Source organism: Spirillospora sp. CA-142024 (genome assembly GCF_050942325.1).
In the GTDB taxonomy this organism is placed as follows: Bacteria; Actinomycetota; Actinomycetes; order Streptosporangiales; family Streptosporangiaceae; genus Spirillospora.
The window spans coordinates 2371540-2386511 of sequence record NZ_CP192077.1 but is presented as its reverse complement, the minus strand read 5'-3'; the positions used below and the strand labels follow the sequence as shown (position 1 = coordinate 2386511).

Below are 14972 nucleotides of genomic sequence, written 5' to 3'. Positions count from 1 at the left end.
TCAGAAGCCCCGCGACCCCGGCCCCCCGGCGCCGCCGAAGCCCTGGCCGCCCGGCTCGGCACCGAACCGCGGGCTCGCCTGCAGGTGCTGGCCGACCCGCTTGACCAGCACCGCCATCTCGTAGGCGACGAGGCCGGCGTCGGCCTCCGCCTCGGCCAGCACGGCGAGGCAGGTGCCGTCGCCCGCGGCCGTCACGAACAGCAGCAGCGCGTCCATCTCGATGATCGTCTGCCGGACGTTCCCGCCCGCGAAGTGCCGGCCGGCGCCGCGCGCGAGGCTCTGCACGCCGGAGGCCAGCGCGGACAGGTGCTCGGCGTCCTCCCGGGCGAGCTCGTTGGACGCGGCCACCGCCAGCCCGTCGCGCGAGAGGATCACGGCCTGCCGTACCGTCGTGACCCGCTCGGCGAAGTCGTTGAGCAGCCAGTTCAGCTCACCGGTCACGGTGTTGTGCATCATCGGGTTCCCTCATCCCCCACTTCGGAGGCGCGTCCGCGCCGCCATCCCTGCTGTATCGAAGCCATCAGAGAGCGTGCCTCCTCCGGCGAGCGTGCGATACCCCCGGCCGTGGCTCCGCCGGCCCGAGGCGGCGGCGGGGGCGTGCTGCGCAGTTGCGGGGCCAGGTTCTTCTGCCGGACGCGGCGGGGCAGCCCCGCGTAGGTTCCGGCGGGCTGCCAGTCCTCGGCCGTGTTGCCGTCGTCGTTGCCGTCATCGTTCCCGCCGGTGTTCTCGTAACCGTCCACAGCCACCACCTGCTCTTCCGTCGGCTCGTCCTCCAGCGGAGGTACGGCGTCGTCCGACCAGGGGTTCGGTGCGGAGCGAGGCGGCAGGGCGCGCACCGGCTCGTCCTGGACGGGCCACGGCACGGCGGGTCCGGTGAGCTCCGGCAGCGCGGGCGGCGCCTCCAGGTGGCCGCCGGCCCCCTCCAGGTGCCCTGGAGCGTTCCGCAGCGGGACGACCGCTTCCGGAGCCGGCGCGGGCAGCAGCACGGCCTCGTGCTGTCCGGGGAGGCCGTCGGTCACGGTGTCGAGGGGGGACGCGACGGCGGGCGCGGGGTCCTCGTCCGGTTCGGACCCCGGCGGCGGCATCCCCGCGGCCATCTCCTCGGCCGGCACCACGAGCTCGTGCGGCAGCAGGACGATCGCCGTCACCCCGCCGTACGGGGACCGCTGCAGCGTCACCGAGACGTCGTGCCGGGCGGCCAGCCGCGCGACGACGAACAGGCCGAGCTGGTCGGTGTCGACCAGGTCGTACTCGGGCGGCTCGGCGAGCCGGCGGTTGGCCTCGGCGAGCAGCTCCGGCTTGACGCCGAGGCCGCGGTCCTCGATCTCGACGGCGAAGCCGATGCCGACCCGCTCGGCCATGACCCGCACCTCGGTGTTGGGCGGGGAGAACGCCGCGGCGTTCTCGATCAGTTCGGCCAGCAGGTGGATGACGTCGGCGACGGCCGCGCCGACCAGGCCGTCCTCGGAGTCGCTCAGCACGGTGGCGCGGGTGTAGTCCTCGATCTCCGAGACGGCGGCGCGCAGCACGTCGGTGAACCGCACCGGCCGCCGCCAGCCGCGCCCGGGCGTCGCGCCGGACAGGATGATCAGGCTCTCCGCGTGCCGCCGCATGCGGGTGGTGAGGTGGTCGATCCGGAAGAGGTCCTCCAGGTCGTCGGCCTCGGCGCGGCTCTCCAGGCCGTCCAGCATCGTCAGCTGGCGGTGCAGCAGCGACTGGTTGCGGCGGGCGATGTTGAGGAAGATGCGGCTGACGCCGGCGCGCAGCTCGGCCTGGCCGACGGCCGCGTCGACCGCGGTCCGCTGCACCTGGGCGAACGCCTCGGCGAGCCGGGCGACCTCGGTGGTGCGGCCGGCGTGCAGGGGCGGGGCCTCCGCGGCGACGTCCACGCTCTCGTTGCGGCTCAGCCGGGCGACCACGCCGGGCAGCCGCTCACCGGCCAGTTCCTCGGCGGCCCCCCGCAGCCCGACCAGCTCGCGGACGAACCCGCGCGCGAACCGCAGCGTCAGCAGCACCGAGACGAGGACCGCCAGCAGGCCGAGGCCGCCGACGACGCCGAGCCGGACGTAGGCCGCCCGGCCGAGTTCGTCGGCGTGCTCACCGGCGCGCCTGGAGTTGCTCAGCACCATCGCGTTGACCGACATCACGAGCGGCTGCGCCGTCCGCTGCCACTCGCCGGCCTCCACGGGGAGCCGCCTGCGCGGGTCGGCGTCGGCGATCCGGTCCTCCATCGCCTTGAAGCTCTGGTACCGCGCGGACGCGAAGACCTGGACGGTGCCGGTCCGGTAGATCTCGGGGTCGAGCAGCGAGCGCTGCTTGATCCACTGCCAGCGCTGCTCGCCGACCATCTCCACGAACATCCGGTGCTCGGCCGGGGTCATCCGGCCCTTGGTGATGAACGCGCTCGCGACCAGCGCGCTCTCGCGCTGCAGCAGCTCCATCGCGCGGCCGGCGTGCCGGGTGGACAGCGTCCAGTTGTAGAGCGCGGAGTCGTCGATGACCACGAGGCTGTCGTAGAGCCGGTGCATGTCGTCGACCATCGTGCCGTAGCCGTTGATCGCGGTGAGCCGGTCGACGGACCGCGCGTCGACGGCGGCCCGGAGCCCGCCGAGCCCGCCGAGCGCCCGGAGCACTTCGGTGACGCGGCTCTCCATCTCGGCGTTGGTGGCGCTGCGCGCCGCGCTCGACGTCGCCTTGCGGCGGAAGTTCTCGACGGCCGCGTCGACGCGCGAGCGCTGCGAGACCAGGGCGGCGGGGGTGCCGCCCGGGGTGGACCGCGGCGTGCTGAGGAACATGGCGGACGCCTGGCGCTCCTTGCCCAGCTCCACCAGGACGCCCTGGCCGCTCGGCGCGAACTCGCGGTCGAGCGTGTGGTACCGGCGCTGGGCGAGCGCGTCGCGTCCGGTGACGATCGCGGCGTACCCCCAGAGCGCCACGAGCGAGAGCAGCGGCACGAGCAGCAGCGCGGTGACCTTCGAGCGGATCGAGCGCGTACGGGGGGTTCTCATGTGACCTCGAACGTTCCGGCACGGAGGGTCCCTGGGATCATAAAGGCCGTCTGCGACGGGCCCGCAACCCCTTTGGCGGCTTTCGGACGCATTGCCGCTATTCCTGGCCACCTGCGGCGATGTTCGACGACACGATGATCTTGTCCAATCTGACACAAGGAGATAGCGGCAAATCCGGACAATTTGCTTCAATTCCCCCTGTCCTCAGGGGAGATTGCACCATACTCTGCTTCTTCACCCCACCGCTCACGCCGCGGCCGGCAAGGGAAGGAGATCCGCGATTCCTACAGGCAACGACGACGGCCGGGCCGGGAGGACGGTTCCCGGGCCGGAGGGCGTTACGATGCCCGCCGTGAGTCCCGAAAGCCAGGCATCCGAGGCACTGCCGTCCAGACGGCGCCGCACCCCCCGCGGCGGCCGGCACCGCGGCGACGAGTCCTTCCTGCTGCCTCCCGGATCCCCCACGCTGGTCCTCGCCGTCCCCGGGTCCGCCCGGCAGGCCGGCACCGAGATCGCCGCCGAACTCGCCCGGCTCGTCGAGATCGAGCACACCGGCCAGCCCGCGTACGTCGGGCACCTGGAGGGCGACGAGGCGAGCCTGGGCGGCGTGCTCGCCGGGCTGAGCCACCAGGAGGACGAGCCCACGGCCGTGGTGGTGCCGCTGTCCACCGGCCCCGACCCGGCGATGGACGCCGCCGTCCGGGCCGCCGTCGATGCCGCGCCCGTGCGCGCCGTCGCCGCCGAGCCGCTCGGCCCGCACCCGCTCATCGCCGAGGCGCTGCACGACCGCCTCGCCGACGCGGGCCTCGCCCGCGCCGACCGCATCCGGCTGATGACGATGGTGACCGCCGCGTCCGGCGTCATCGTGGCCACGCCCGGGGACGCGACGGCCGTCCGGCAGGCCGAGGTCACCGGCGTGCTCCTGGCGTCCCGGCTGGCGGCCCCGGTCTTCACCGCGTCGCTGAACGACGAGGCCTCCGTCAAGGCCGCGGCCGACCAGCTGCGCGCGACCGGCGCCACCTCCATCGCGGTCGCTCCGCACCTGATCGGCCCGGAGCCGGAGGCGGCGCTGGTCGCGACCGCCGCCGCGACCGTGGGCGCCGCCCACTCGGCCCCCCTGCACACCCACCCGGCCCTGGCCCGCCTAGCCGCCCTCCGCTACGTCGAGGCGCTGCTTCCCCAGGCGTAGCGGTGCCACCACGGGGACGCCCCCGGGGTCAGCGGTTCTTGAATTCGGGGGGACGTTTCTGCAGGGTGGCCGTCATGCCTTCGGCCAGGTCCTCGCTGAAGAAGGCGAGGGTCTGGACGGCCGTCTCCGCGATGAGCTGGCGGCGCAGGCCGGAGACGTCCAGGGACGCGTTGAGCAGCTCCTTGGTGCGGCGCAGCCCGTACGGGGACTTGGTGAGCAGCTCGTCGGCGAGGGACCGGGCGGCCGCCCCGTCCCCGCCCTCGGCGGTCATCTCGGTGATGAGGCCGAGGGCGTCGGCGCGCGCCGCGTCCAGCCGCTGGGCCCGGTAGGAGATCTCGGCCGCCCTGGCCGGGCCGACCAGCCGGGGCAGCAGCCAGGACAGGCCGCAGTCCCCGGCCGACAGGCCGAGATCGGTGAACGGCACCACGAACCGGGTGGTCGGGTCGGCGACCCGCAGGTCGCAGGCCAGCGCCCAGGACACGCCCATGCCCGCGACGGGTCCGTGCAGCGCCGCGATCACCGGCTGCGGGATCTCCCGCAGCCGCGCGGTGACCTCGCCGCCGCGGGCGATGCCCCGGTAGAGCCGCTGGACGCGGCCCTCGCCGCTCTCGCCGCCCGGGTCGCCCGCCTGGAGGTCCATGCCCGAGCAGAACCCGCGGCCCGCGCCGGTCAGCACGACCACCCGGGTGGACGGGTCGCCCATCAGCCCGTTGAGGACGTCCAGCATCTCCTCGGTCAGGGCGCCGTCGACGGCGTTCAGTCGCTCCGGACGGGACAGGGTGACGGTGAGCACCCCGTCCCGCCGGTCGAGCTCGATCCCGGCCAACGGCTCAGGAGGTGAGCTGCTGGATCAGGGGGCCCATCTGCTCGCCCACGTTCCTGAACACGGTCAGCGGCTCGGCCGCGTTGATGGCCGCCCAGTTGTCCCGCACGTCCTCGACCGACAGCGTCTCCTGCTGCCCGTAGCCCGGCCCCTCCGCCACGAGGATCTTCGCGATGCGGCCGCCGCCGACGGTGTAGACCTCGCCGGAGTCCTCGTTGGACTCGTGCACGAGGTAGGCGACGAGCGGCGTGACCTGGTCGACGCCGAGCCTGCCGGCGAAGTCGGCGGGAAGCAGGTCCTCGGTCATGCGGGTCCACGCGACAGGGGCGATCGCGTTGGCCCTGATGTTGTACTTGGCGCCCTCATGGGCGAGGGTCTTGGTGAACCCGACCAGGCCCATCTTGGCCGTGGCGTAGTTGGCCTGGCCGAAGTTGCCGAACAGGCCCGCCGGCGACGAGGTGTTCACGATCCGGCCGTAGCCCTGCTCGCGCAGGTGCGCCCACGCGGCGCTGGACACCAGGAACGAACCGCGCAGGTGGACGGCGATGACGGCGTCGAACTCGTCCGTGCTCATGTTCTTGAACGACTTGTCGCGCAGGATGCCCGCGTTGTTGATGACGATGTCGACCTTGCCGAACGCGTCCAGCGCGGTCTTGATGATCGCCTGCGCGCCCTCGGGGGTCGCCACGTTGTCGGGGTTCGCGACGGCCTCGCCGCCGTTCTTCCCGATCTCGTCCACGACCTCCTGCGCGGGGCCCGCCGAGGCGCCGACCCCGGACCGGTCGCCGCCGAGGTCGTTCACGACGACCTTGGCGCCGCGCGCGGCGAGCTCCAGCGCGTGCTGCCGGCCGAGGCCGTGGCCCGCCCCGGTCACGACCGCAACGCGGCCGTCGTAGCGCAGTTCCGACATCTGCTGTCTCCTCACATCGCACCGACTACGTCCCCAGGTAATCATCCGGGGGTTACCCAGTGGTACCACTGAACCGAATCACGCTCGGCCGCGACCCCCGGGGTTTCCCGGACTGGACCCCCGAGCGGTCCTGCGTACGATGGGACGTGGGGGGAAGTTGCGTTGAATGCCCCATTTCACGGGGGGTCACCGCGTAGTCTCCTCACTCATCGACGCCGTGAGAGCAACGGAGGTCCCGTCTCGATGAGTCCCGCCGACGCGTCCACGCCGAGCCCTCGCCGCTACCGCGTGGTGCAGTGGGCGACGGGCGCGATGGGCCGCAGCGTGATCCGCGGCGTCCTGGACCGGGACGACATGGAGCTCGCCGGCGTGTGGGTGCACAGCCCGGCCAAGGTGGGCGCGGACGCCGGGACGATCGCGGGCCGCGACCCGATCGGGATCACCGCGACCGGCGACATCGACGAGATCCTCGACCTGGACGCCGACTGCGTCGTCTACGCCCCGAGCCCGGTACGCGACCGGTTCTCCCAGCTGGACACGCTCTGCGCCCTGCTCTCGTCCGGCAAGAACCTGGTCTCCCTGAGCGGGCTGGTCTACCCGCGGGCGCACGGCCCTTTCTTCGTGAACGAGCTGGAGCAGGCGTGCAAGCGGGGCGGCGTCTCGGTGCACGGCAGCGGCGTCAGCCACGGCTTCATGGCGGACGTGATGCCGCTGGTGCTGTCGCGGCTGTCCCGCCGGATCACCCACGTCTACGCCCGGGAGTGCACGGACTTCGCCCGGCACCCGTCGTGGGCGATGATCCACCACATGATCGGCTTCGGCAAGGACGAGGAGGCGTACCTGCGCGCCATGCGGCCGGCCCGCGCCACGATGCGGACGCTCTACGCCGAGAGCCTGCATCTGATCGCCGCCGGGCTCGGTGTCGACCTCGACGAGATCGACCTGGACGTCGACCACCGGCTGGCGGGCACCGACCTCGTCACCACCGCCGGGCCGATCCCGCGCGGCACCGTCGCCGCCTCCCGCTGGACGTTCAGCGGCATCGCGGCCGGCCGCCCCGTGATCACCGTCGAGCTCGTGCACAAGGCGAACGCCGCGCGGATGTCGGACGACTGGGGGCGGCCCGGGTACTCGCTCCGCATCGACGGCCGCCCGTCCCTCACCCTCTACGCGGACGAGGAGTGGGTGTCCGACGAGATCTCCGCGGCGTCCGCGCACGCGCTGAACTCCGTCCCGGCCGTGTGCGCCGCCGACCCCGGCATCCGGACGTACCTGGACCTGCCGATGATCTGCGGCCGCATGCACCTCTGAACCGTGTCCTCCCGAACCGGGCGGGTCTCCTCTGGGGGGACGACCCCCCAGACCCCCCGGAAGGGCTCGCCGGCCCGGCTCCCTGCGCTCCGCTCCGGGAACCGGGCCGGCGTCACGGGGTGGTGCGCGCCGGCTCGCCCTCGGGTTCGGCCTCCGCCGCCTCTGCCTCTGCCTCCTCGCGGGCCTCCCGGCGGTGCTTGCGGACGCTCCACACCGCCAGCCCCACCACGGCCGCCGCCGCGAGCCCGATCGCCAGGCCCCGGCCCGCCTGCTTCGCCGCGTGCTCGAACGCCGTGCCCGCGAAGTAGCCGCCGAGCGTGAACGTGACCACCCACGTCACGCCGCCGATCACGTTGAACACCAGGAACTTCGGATACGGCAGCCGGGAACTGCCCGCGAGCGCCGGCATGAGCGCCCGCAGCAGCGCGGTGAACCGGCCGATGAACACCGCGAACGCGCCGCGGCGGCGGATCAGGTCCTGCGCGCTCGCGACCTTGGCCCGGTGTTTTCGCATCATCCCGACGTCCAGCAGCCGCGGCCCGTACTTGCGGCCGATCTCGTAGCCGACCGAGTCACCGGCGACCGCGGCGACCACCGCGATGACGAGCAGCAGCGGCAGCGACAGCACGTGCTGGCTGGCGAGGACGCCGCCGACCACGATCGCGGTCTCGCCGGGGAACACGAACCCGACGAACAGCGCCGCCTCGGCGAACACCAGCGCCGCGATGATCAGGTAGATCATCGCGGGCGGAAGGCCGTCCACCAGGGCGTTGAATTGTTCGAGCATGGTCCCCCGACACCTCGTCCGGTCGTGGCCCGGCCGTGGGCCGTTTGACACTAGCTACCGACGGTTATGGTAGCCGCGAGGTTCCCGGCCCCGGATCGGTCTCAGGGGTGGGAATCCGGGCCGGCCCCATCGACTTCTGGAGGAGTCCACCATGAGCGTGCAGGAGGTCGAGGGCGGCCGGTTCGTGCGGCAGGCCAACCGGTTCACCGAGCGGATCACGGCCGACGGGTCGAGCGGCCTGCCCGCCGAGCCCGGCAGGTACCGGCTCCTCGTCTCCTACGCATGCCCCTGGGCGCACCGGACGCTGATCGTCCGGCGGCTGCTCGGCCTGGAGGACGCGATCGGCGTCGCGGTCGTCGACCCCATCCGGGACGAGCGCGGCTGGCGGTTCCCCGACCGCGACCCCGTCACCGGCGCCGTCTTCCTCTCCGAGCTGTATCTGGGCAGCGATCCGTCCTTCCAGGGCCGCTACACGGTTCCGTGCATATGGGACACCCAGACGAAGCGCCTCGTCACCAACGACTTCCCGAACATCACCACGATGTTCGAGACGGAGTTCACAGCGCATCACCGCCCCGGCGCGCCCGATCTGTACCCCGAGGCGCTCCGCCCGGAGATCGACGAGCTGAACGCCCTCGTCTACACGACGGTCAACAACGGGGTCTACAAGGCCGGGTTCGCCACGTCGCAGGACGCCTACGAGGAGGCGTTCGACGCCCTCTTCGACACGTTCGGCCGGCTTGAGGAGCGCCTCTCGTCGCGCCGCTATCTGCTCGGCGACGAGATCACCGAGGCCGACGTCCGGCTCTACCCGACGCTCGCCCGCTTCGACGCCGTGTACTACTCGCACTTCAAGTGCAACCTGCGCCGCCTGACCGACCACCCGAACCTGTGGGGCTACGCCCGCGACCTGTACTCGATCCCCGCGTTCGGAGAGACGACGAACTTCGACCACATCAAGCGGCACTACTACGTGACGCAGCGGAACATCAACCCGTCCGGCGTCGTCCCCAAGGGACCGATCGTGGACTGGACGACCCGGCATGACCGGGGACGTTGACGGCTTCTCCCTCGTTATGCTGGCGCATCCTTGGTAATCCGCACGAGAGGCACGACCGCACCATGCGCAGCCAGTTCTTCAACAACCTCGAACAGGGCCAGCAGCTCCCCGGCCACTTCGCACTCCAGAACTCCAAGATGCTCAGGGTCCACCTGAACGGAGACGTCCTCGCCCGGCAGGGCTCCATGGTCGCCTTCCAGGGCCAGATGGAGTTCGACTACGAGGGCGCCGGCGGCATCGGCAAGTTCATGAAGAAGGCCCTGACCGGCGAGGGCGTCCCCCTCATGCGCGTCAAGGGCCAGGGCCTGCTGTTCGCCGCCAACGACGCCGACGACATCCACCTCTTCTACCTGGAGAACGAGGGGATCACCGTCAACGGCAAGAACATCCTCGCCTACGACTCGCACCTGCAGTCCGACATCCAGCGCGTCCAGGGCGCGGGCATCGCCGCGGGCGGCCTGTTCAACACCACCCTCCAGGGCACCGGATGGGTGGCGCTCACCACACATGGCACGCCGGTCATGCTCGACTGCGGCCGCGCCCCGACGTTCGCCGACGGCCAGTCCGCCGTCGCGTGGAGCACCAGCCTGCAGGTCGGCGTCAACCGCACCTTCAAGGCCAGTGCCCTCATCGGACGCGGTAGCGGCGAGGCGATGCAGCTCGCCTACCAGGGGCAGGGCTTCGTCCTCATCCAGGCCAGCGAGGGCCCGACGGTCGCCCCGCACACGCACTGACGGTCGCCCGCACACGCACTGAGGTCGTTGGCCAACACTGCCGAAGCCACGGTCCGGGCTTCGGCAGGTTCGGCCAATCGAGGAGGCCGAAGGCGGCGGGTCCTGCCGTGCTGGCTTGGGCGAAGGGCAAGTGCGAGTAGCCTTGACCACGTCTAAAAACTCACCTGCGAGCTGCGGAAGAGGGCGATCTCCGCCGTGTCGACAGAGTCGTCGCAAACAAGTGCCGACCCCAAGATCACAGATTTCGGTGCCAACGAGTGGCTGGTCGACGAGCTGTACCAGAAGTACCTCGACGACCCGAACTCCGTTGACGAAGCCTGGTGGAACTTCTTCGCGGACTACCAGCCGGACAGCCGGCCGGCACCCGTGACCCCCACCTCCACCCAGGCGCCCACCGATGGCGCGGCCGGGAAGACCGCGAACGGCACCGCGGCCGCTCCGCCGACACCGCAGCGCCCGGCGCCGCCGCCGAAGGCGCCCGCGAAGCCCGCGACCCCGGCGCCGCAGGCGGCCAGGCCGGCCCCGCCGCCCGTGCCGGCGGGCGCGGAGGAGGTCCGGCTGCGCGGCGTCGCGGCCCGGACGGCCACCAACATGGAGGCCAGCCTCGCCGTGCCGACGGCGACCAGCGTGCGCGCCGTCCCGGCGAAGCTGCTGATCGACAACCGCATCGTCATCAACAACCACCTGAAGCGCGGGCGCGGCGGCAAGGTCTCGTTCACGCACCTGATCGGGTACGCGATCGTCAAGGCGCTCGCGGCGATGCCGGAGATGAACGCCGCCTTCACCGAGGTCGACGGCAAGCCGGTGCTGATCAAGCCGGAGCACGTCAACTTCGGGCTGGCCATCGACCTGCCCAAGGGCGACGGCACGCGGCAGCTGGTGGTGCCGAGCATCAAGGCCGCCGAGACGCTGGACTTCCGCCAGTTCTGGGCCGCCTACGAGGAGATCGTCCGCAAGGCCCGGGGCGGCAAGCTCACCCTCGAGGACTTCCAGGGCACCACGATCAGCCTGACGAACCCGGGCACGATCGGGACCGTCCACTCGGTGCCGCGGCTGATGCCCGGCCAGGGGACGATCATCGGCGTCGGCGCGATGGAGTACCCGGCCGAGTTCGCGGGCGCGTCCGGCGAGACGCTGTCGCGCATGGGGATCAGCAAGGTGATGACGCTGACCTCCACCTACGACCACCGGATCATCCAGGGCGCGCAGTCCGGCGACTTCCTGCGCCGCATCCACGAGCTGCTCCTCGGCGAGGACGGCTTCTACGACGAGATCTTCGAGGCGCTGCGCATCCCGTACGAGCCGGTGCGCTGGGTCAAGGACATCTCCGCCACCCACGAGGACGACGTCGCCAAGGTCGCCCGCGTGCACGAGCTGATCCACGCCTACCGGGTCCGCGGCCACCTGATGGCCGACACCGACCCGCTGGAGTACAAGCAGCGCCGCCACCCCGACCTCGACATCCTCAAGCACGGCCTCACCCTGTGGGACCTGGAGCGCGAGTTCGCGACCGGCGGGTTCGGCGGCAAGCCGACGATGAAGCTGCGCGACATCCTCGGCGTGCTGCGGATGGCGTACTGCCGGACGGTCGGCATCGAGTACATGCACATGCAGGACCCGGAGGAGCGCGCCTGGATCCAGAAGCGCGTGGAGGTCCCGCACGACAAGCCGTCGCGCGAGGAGCAACTGCACGTGCTGCGCCGGCTGAACAGCGCCGAGGCGTTCGAGACGTTCCTGCAGACGAAGTTCGTCGGGCAGAAGCGGTTCTCGCTGGAGGGCGGCGAGTCCGTCATCCCGCTGCTGGACGCGGTGATCTCGGCCGCGGCGAAGGAGAGCCTGGACGAGGTCGTCATCGGCATGGCGCACCGCGGCCGGCTGAACGTGCTCGCCAACATCGTCGGCAAGTCCTACGGGCAGATCTTCGGCGAGTTCGAGGGCAACCTCGACCCGCGCAGCGCGCAGGGCTCCGGCGACGTGAAGTACCACCTCGGCGCGTCCGGCGACTTCGTCGCGAGCGACGGCTCCAAGATCCACACCGAGCTGGTAGCGAACCCGTCCCACCTGGAGACGGTCGACCCGGTGCTGGAGGGCGTCGTCCGCGCCAAGCAGGACCTGCTGGACGTGGGCGAGGCCGGCTTCAGCGTGCTGCCCGTGCTGCTGCACGGCGACGCCGCGTTCGCCGGGCAGGGCGTGGTGGCCGAGACCCTGAACCTGTCGCAGCTGCGCGGCTACCGCACCGGCGGCACCGTGCACGTGATCATCAACAACCAGGTGGGCTTCACCACCGCCCCCGAGTACTCGCGGTCCAGCGTCTACTCGACGGACGTGGCCCGGATGATCCAGGCGCCGATCTTCCACGTGAACGGCGACGACCCGGAGGCGTGCTACCGGGTGGCGCAGCTCGCGTTCGAGTACCGGCAGACGTTCAAGAAGGACGTCGTCATCGACATGGTCTGCTACCGGCGGCGGGGCCACAACGAGGGCGAGAACCCCTCGTTCACCCAGCCGCTGATGTACGACCTGATCGACGCCAAGCGGTCCGTCCGCAAGCTGTACACCGAGGCGCTGATCGGCCGCGGCGACATCACGGTGGAGGAGGCCGAGCAGGCGCTCCGCGACTACCAGGAGCAGCTGGAGCGGGCCTTCACCGAGACCCGCGAGGCCGTGAAGAAGCCCCTGGAGCCGGGCTCGGTCGTGAAGCCGGACGTCGAGGAGCGCATCCCGATCGACCACGGCAAGGCCGGCTCGGCCGGGTCGGCGATCCCGCAGGAGACCGTCAAGCGGCTCATCGAGTCCCAGGTCAGCCTGCCGGAGGGCTTCACCCCGCATCCGCGGCTCCAGCCGATCCTGCAGCGCCGCGCCCAGATGATCGAGGACGACGCGATCGACTGGGCGACCGGCGAGCTGCTGGCGATGGGCTCGCTGCTGATCGACGGCCACCCGGTGCGGCTCGTCGGGCAGGACACCCGGCGCGGCACGTTCGGCCAGCGGCACGCGGTGCTCGTCGACCGCAGGACCGGTGAGGAGTACACGCCGCTCAAGCAGTTCGGGCAGGGCGTGTCGAAGTTCTACGTGCACGACTCGCTGCTCAGCGAGTACGCGGCGATGGGCTTCGAGTACGGCTACTCGATGACCCGCCCGGACGCGCTGGTCTGCTGGGAGGCCCAGTTCGGCGACTTCGCCAACGGCGCCCAGTCGATCGTGGACGAGTACATCTCGTCCGGCGAGCAGAAGTGGGGCCAGCACTCCGGTGTCGTGCTGCTGCTGCCGCACGGCTACGAGGGCCAGGGCCCGGACCACTCGTCCGCCCGGATCGAGCGGTACCTGCAGCTGTGCGCGCAGGACAACATGACCGTGGTCTACCCGACCACCCCGGCGAACTACTTCCACCTGCTGCGCTGGCAGGTGCTGTCGGGCCGGAACAAGCCGCTGGTCGTGTTCACGCCGAAGTCGCTGCTGCGGCTGAAGGCGGCCACGTCCCCGGTCGAGGAGATCACCGGCGGCGCGTTCCAGCCGGTCATCCCGGAGAGCGACCCGGCGATCGACCCGGCGGGCGTGCGGCGGGTGCTGCTCACCACCGGCAAGATCTACTACGACGTGGTGAAGGCCCGGCAGGCGGCGGGCGCGACCGACACCGCGGTCGTCCGGATCGAGCGGCTGTACCCGCCGCCGGTCGACGAGATCAAGGCGGAGCTGGCCAAGTATCCGGCGGACGCCGAGGTCGTGTGGGTGCAGGACGAGCCCGCCAACATGGGCGCGTGGCCGTTCATGGCCCTGAAGCTGCCCCACCACATCGAGGGCCTGAGGATGTCGCGGGTGTCGCGTCCGGCGTCCTCGTCCCCGGCGGTGGGCTCGGCGAAGCTGCACCAGGCCGAGACGGAAGCGCTCCTCGCGCGTCTGTTCGGCGAGCAAAAGTAGTACCGGGGGTCTGGGGGGTCGTCCCCCCAGAATGAAAAGTAGTACCGGGAGAGCAGGTACGAGTAACCCGAGGGCTCCGGTGTGCACTGCGCGCCGGGGCCCTCGGCGTCCATGGGGAGAGCACGCCATGTACTTCACCGATCGGGGCATCGAGGAGCTGGCGGACCGGCGCGGCGCCGAGGAGGTCAGCCTGACCTGGCTGGCGGACCGGCTGCGCGAGTTCGTCGATCTGAACCCGGAGTTCGAGACCCCCGTCGAGCGCCTCGCCACCTGGCTCGCCCGCCTCGACGACGAGGAGGACGAGTGACCGGCCGGCCGGGCGCGGCACGTCCCGCCTTCCCAGTAACGCGACATATCGTGTTTACTGGATGAGGAGCCGGACGAAGGGCATGCCGCGATGTCGCGCTGGACGATCGACGAACCCACCACACTCGACTTCGACGGCGTGGTCGCGCTGCGGGTCACGCTGATCGCGGGCAGCGTGTCGGTGCTCGCCTCCGACGAGCGCCCGTCCATGATGGTCGGCGACGTCCAGGGGCCGCCGCTGACCATCACGCACGAGGCGGGCATGCTGACCGTCACCCACGAGAAGCTGTGGGAGGGCATGCTGAGCTGGCTGCGCACCCACAACGTCCGCGCGGCGATCACGGTGACCGTCCCGCACGACTGCCCGGTCACGCTGAACCTGGTGTCGGCGGACGCGGTCGTGACCGGCATGACGTCCCGCACGTCCATCAAGAGCGCCTCGGGCGCCGTGACGCTCGACGCGGTGGCGGGCGCGATCGACGCCAACACCGTGACCGGTGCCATCGAGGCGCAGGGCCTCGACGGGACGGTGTCGTTCACGTCCGTGTCCGGCGACCTGTCGCTGGCTGGCGCGTCCATCGACCGGCTCGCCGCCCGGGCGGTCAGCGGCCGCATCGCCGCCGACCTCGACCTGGCCGGCGAGGGCGGCGTCGACGTCAACACGGTCTCGGGCGAGGTGGCGCTGCGCGTCCCCGGGTCCACCGATGCGGAGGTCACGCTGAACTCTGCGGCCGGGCGGATCGAGACGTCGTTCCCCGAGCTCGGCCGGCAGGAGCGGGCCGTCTCGCGCAGCGTCACCGGCAAGATCGGGGACGGCTCGGGCCGGCTCACGGTCAACACGGTGTCCGGAACGATCACCCTCCTCGGCCGCGACGACGACGCACCGGAGATCACCACCAACCCCCGCATGGAGAAGTGAGGACTAC

The 14972-nt window shown here is 71.5% G+C and carries 12 protein-coding genes; 7 read left to right on the top strand and 5 right to left on the bottom strand.

All coding sequences use genetic code 11. The annotated features are described in order from the left end of the window. Together ACQPZP_RS11520 and ACQPZP_RS11515 are read right to left on the bottom strand one after the other, a co-directional pair. Positions 1-456 (bottom strand): roadblock/LC7 domain-containing protein, encoded by a 456-nt coding sequence (locus tag ACQPZP_RS11520; protein ID WP_433467737.1) that lies wholly within the window; start codon positions 454-456, stop codon positions 1-3. After that, entirely contained in the window at positions 453-3008 is a 2556-nt protein-coding gene (locus ACQPZP_RS11515; protein ID WP_433477621.1) for a sensor histidine kinase, read from the bottom strand. Before ACQPZP_RS11515 ends, ACQPZP_RS11520 begins: the two co-directional genes overlap by 4 nt. Before the next feature lie 352 nt (positions 3009-3360). Between ACQPZP_RS11515 and ACQPZP_RS11510 the strand changes: the two genes are divergently transcribed. Then, a complete protein-coding gene (locus ACQPZP_RS11510) occupies positions 3361-4197 on the top strand; it encodes a sirohydrochlorin chelatase (protein WP_433477620.1) in 837 nt (278 codons plus the stop codon). A gap of 28 nt (positions 4198-4225) precedes the next feature. Here the strand turns inward: ACQPZP_RS11510 and ACQPZP_RS11505 are convergent, their stop codons facing one another. Together ACQPZP_RS11505 and ACQPZP_RS11500 are read right to left on the bottom strand one after the other, a co-directional pair. After that, positions 4226-5023: an enoyl-CoA hydratase/isomerase family protein gene (locus ACQPZP_RS11505; protein WP_433477619.1), complete on the bottom strand. Its 798-nt coding sequence runs from the start codon at positions 5021-5023 to the stop codon at positions 4226-4228. Positions 5024-5027: 4 nt separating this feature from the next. After that, positions 5028-5930: an SDR family oxidoreductase gene (locus tag ACQPZP_RS11500; protein WP_433477618.1), complete on the bottom strand. Its 903-nt coding sequence runs from the start codon at positions 5928-5930 to the stop codon at positions 5028-5030. A gap of 243 nt (positions 5931-6173) precedes the next feature. On the opposite strand from ACQPZP_RS11500, the gene ACQPZP_RS11495 reads away from it, so the two are divergent. Beyond that, positions 6174-7241, top strand: coding sequence for an NAD(P)H-dependent amine dehydrogenase family protein (locus ACQPZP_RS11495; RefSeq protein ID WP_433477617.1), 1068 nt, complete (start codon positions 6174-6176; stop codon positions 7239-7241). Between the two features lie 112 nt (positions 7242-7353). Here the strand turns inward: ACQPZP_RS11495 and ACQPZP_RS11490 are convergent, their stop codons facing one another. Beyond that, the gene (locus ACQPZP_RS11490) at positions 7354-8028 is read right to left on the bottom strand and encodes a DedA family protein (RefSeq protein ID WP_433477616.1); all 675 of its coding nucleotides are present in this window, start codon (positions 8026-8028) and stop codon (positions 7354-7356) included. Positions 8029-8179: 151 nt separating this feature from the next. Between ACQPZP_RS11490 and ACQPZP_RS11485 the strand changes: the two genes are divergently transcribed. The 5 genes from ACQPZP_RS11485 (at position 8180) to ACQPZP_RS11465 (ending at position 14965) form a co-directional block, all read left to right on the top strand. Further along, entirely contained in the window at positions 8180-9088 is a 909-nt protein-coding gene (locus ACQPZP_RS11485) for a glutathione S-transferase family protein (RefSeq protein WP_433477615.1), read from the top strand. A 62-nt stretch (positions 9089-9150) separates the two neighbouring features. Further along, complete coding sequence (locus ACQPZP_RS11480) at positions 9151-9822, top strand: AIM24 family protein (RefSeq protein ID WP_433467729.1); 672 nt, start codon at positions 9151-9153, stop codon at positions 9820-9822. A gap of 195 nt (positions 9823-10017) precedes the next feature. After that, the gene (locus ACQPZP_RS11475) at positions 10018-13740 is read left to right on the top strand and encodes a multifunctional oxoglutarate decarboxylase/oxoglutarate dehydrogenase thiamine pyrophosphate-binding subunit/dihydrolipoyllysine-residue succinyltransferase subunit (protein WP_433477614.1); all 3723 of its coding nucleotides are present in this window, start codon (positions 10018-10020) and stop codon (positions 13738-13740) included. Between the two features lie 127 nt (positions 13741-13867). Continuing rightward, positions 13868-14047, top strand: coding sequence for a DUF6104 family protein (locus tag ACQPZP_RS11470; RefSeq protein WP_433467727.1), 180 nt, complete (start codon positions 13868-13870; stop codon positions 14045-14047). Positions 14048-14137: 90 nt separating this feature from the next. Further along, positions 14138-14965 (top strand): DUF4097 family beta strand repeat-containing protein, encoded by an 828-nt coding sequence (locus ACQPZP_RS11465; RefSeq protein ID WP_433477613.1) that lies wholly within the window; start codon positions 14138-14140, stop codon positions 14963-14965. Positions 14966-14972: the final 7 nt, after the last annotated feature.

Bases quoted from the DNA above. Each gene is read 5' to 3' on its own strand.
- ACQPZP_RS11520 (WP_433467737.1), bottom strand. From the start codon at position 456: ATGATGCACAACACCGTGACCGGTGAGCTGAACTGGCTGCTCAACGAC.
- ACQPZP_RS11515 (WP_433477621.1), bottom strand. From the start codon at position 3,008: ATGAGAACCCCCCGTACGCGCTCGATCCGCTCGAAGGTCACCGCGCTG.
- ACQPZP_RS11500 (WP_433477618.1), bottom strand. From the start codon at position 5,930: ATGTCGGAACTGCGCTACGACGGCCGCGTTGCGGTCGTGACCGGGGCG.
- ACQPZP_RS11495 (WP_433477617.1), top strand. From the start codon at position 6,174: ATGAGTCCCGCCGACGCGTCCACGCCGAGCCCTCGCCGCTACCGCGTG.
- ACQPZP_RS11490 (WP_433477616.1), bottom strand. From the start codon at position 8,028: ATGCTCGAACAATTCAACGCCCTGGTGGACGGCCTTCCGCCCGCGATG.
- ACQPZP_RS11485 (WP_433477615.1), top strand. From the start codon at position 8,180: ATGAGCGTGCAGGAGGTCGAGGGCGGCCGGTTCGTGCGGCAGGCCAAC.
- ACQPZP_RS11480 (WP_433467729.1), top strand. From the start codon at position 9,151: ATGCGCAGCCAGTTCTTCAACAACCTCGAACAGGGCCAGCAGCTCCCC.
- ACQPZP_RS11470 (WP_433467727.1), top strand. From the start codon at position 13,868: ATGTACTTCACCGATCGGGGCATCGAGGAGCTGGCGGACCGGCGCGGC.
- ACQPZP_RS11465 (WP_433477613.1), top strand. From the start codon at position 14,138: ATGTCGCGCTGGACGATCGACGAACCCACCACACTCGACTTCGACGGC.